Genomic DNA, 1,442 nt, shown 5'->3' with positions numbered 1-1,442 from the left:
CTAAATCAATATTTATTTCGAGATCTGAGCGAGGTGCAGGACTATACAACTGACTGGCAGTACTTTTATAATCATGAACGACCTCATATGTCAGTAAATGGTTGTCCACCTATTTTTAAACAATAACAAGGGCTTTAGATTTTCTACCCATTAATTCAATTAAAAATGGGGGTATTACCCTAAAAAATACTAGATGATCGGTACTTTGCTTGGTTTTTCTCATTACTGATCAGATTACAGCAAGCGCAAAGTTGCCCGACTTTGAAACATGGCTAAAGCCATCTTTCAAAGCATCGAGCGATAGTCATCCAAAAATTTCGGAATGGCTATCCAACTGATGCAGTTCTAAATAACGTCTTTTAATATCACGTTTAAAAGAACTGGTTACGATAATCTTACGTTTAGCCATGTGCTTCTTCCGACATAGCTTTAATCGCTTCTTCTACCGTTTCGTACTCGGTGTACTCGCCATTTTCAATCTCTTTTAAAGATTGAAGTAACTTGGCTGCTGCTTTAGGCGTTAAAGCAGTTTCTTGCGCATAGTCAAAAGATAAAGGAATCGCTTTCGTTTTAACGATTTGATTCAAGAACAGTTTGAATGCTTGGGGCATAGTCAAACCGTAGTCTTCCAAAATAGGCGTGACTTGTTCTTTTAACTCTGCTTCTAAGCGCATATTGAAATTGACTGCGGACATGATTTCCTCACTTAAAAACCATTAAAGTAAAGATAATATAATGCATTTTCTTTACTTTTTCATTACTTTTGATGTAATAAATGGTTTCTAACAACTGGATTTCGTATAACCGCCATTATGTTAAATAGATGTAAATACCTAATTAAAATATGGATTTAAAAGTAAAAAAGACTATATTGATTGAGCAAAGAATAATTAAGAGGAAATCCTATGCAAAGCAATCAAGAGTGTGATGTTTTAGTTATTGGTGCAGGTCCAACAGGGTTAATGGCAGCATATTTACTGAACCATTTGGGTGTAAATGTGAAAATCCTGGATAAAAACAGTGAGCCGGCTAAAGAATCTAGAGCAGCAATCATGTCTCCCCGCTCATTAGAGTTATTTGCAAGCCTAGGATTAGATGGGAAATTATCAAAACGAGGGATTAATACGACTGAAATTAACTTTTTTGTCTCCGGAGATGTAATTGGTGGTGTGCAATATGATAAGGCTCATGCACCTGATACTCCTTTCCGTCACCTTTTAATGATTCCTCAATCTGCAACTGAAGAAGTCTTAGTTGAAGCGCTGTCAGAAAAAGGAATTTATGTAGAGCGGAATGTTGAAGTGACAAATTTCGAACAGAATGAAGAAAGCGTTTCTGTTGAAGCCAAAAGCCTAAATAACCCCAGTTACGGATAAGCCAAAGATTTAATCACATGAATTTTAGGCTTATTCTTTTGGCAAAGTTGATACGCACATAGTGAA

3 protein-coding genes are annotated in these 1,442 nt (G+C 36.1%); 2 read left to right on the top strand and 1 reads right to left on the bottom strand.

Annotation, left to right across the window (positions count from 1 at the left end; genetic code table 11):
- Positions 1 to 126 (top strand): integrase core domain-containing protein (locus tag F947_RS14265; protein WP_154648281.1); only part of this gene is annotated, 126 nt, incomplete at its 5' end.
- A 275-nt stretch (positions 127 to 401) separates the two neighbouring features.
- Here F947_RS14265 and F947_RS07005 read toward each other — a convergent pair.
- Positions 402 to 695, bottom strand: a complete 294-nt coding sequence (locus F947_RS07005; RefSeq protein WP_004973743.1) for a type II toxin-antitoxin system RelB/DinJ family antitoxin — start codon at positions 693 to 695, stop codon at positions 402 to 404.
- A gap of 210 nt (positions 696 to 905) precedes the next feature.
- On the opposite strand from F947_RS07005, the gene F947_RS07000 reads away from it, so the two are divergent.
- Positions 906 to 1,376: an FAD-dependent oxidoreductase gene (locus F947_RS07000; protein ID WP_004973741.1), complete on the top strand. Its 471-nt coding sequence runs from the start codon at positions 906 to 908 to the stop codon at positions 1,374 to 1,376.
- Positions 1,377 to 1,442 lie beyond the last annotated feature (66 nt).

Source organism: Acinetobacter towneri DSM 14962 = CIP 107472, from assembly GCF_000368785.1.
GTDB classification, from domain to species: domain Bacteria; phylum Pseudomonadota; class Gammaproteobacteria; order Pseudomonadales; family Moraxellaceae; genus Acinetobacter; species Acinetobacter towneri.
This window is presented reverse-complemented; position numbering and strand designations above follow the sequence as displayed.

Coding starts and splice junctions, on each gene's coding strand:
- F947_RS07000 (WP_004973741.1), top strand. CDS start 906: ATGCAAAGCAATCAAGAGTGTGATGTTTTAGTTATTGGTGCAGGTCCA.
- F947_RS07005 (WP_004973743.1), bottom strand. CDS start 695: ATGTCCGCAGTCAATTTCAATATGCGCTTAGAAGCAGAGTTAAAAGAA.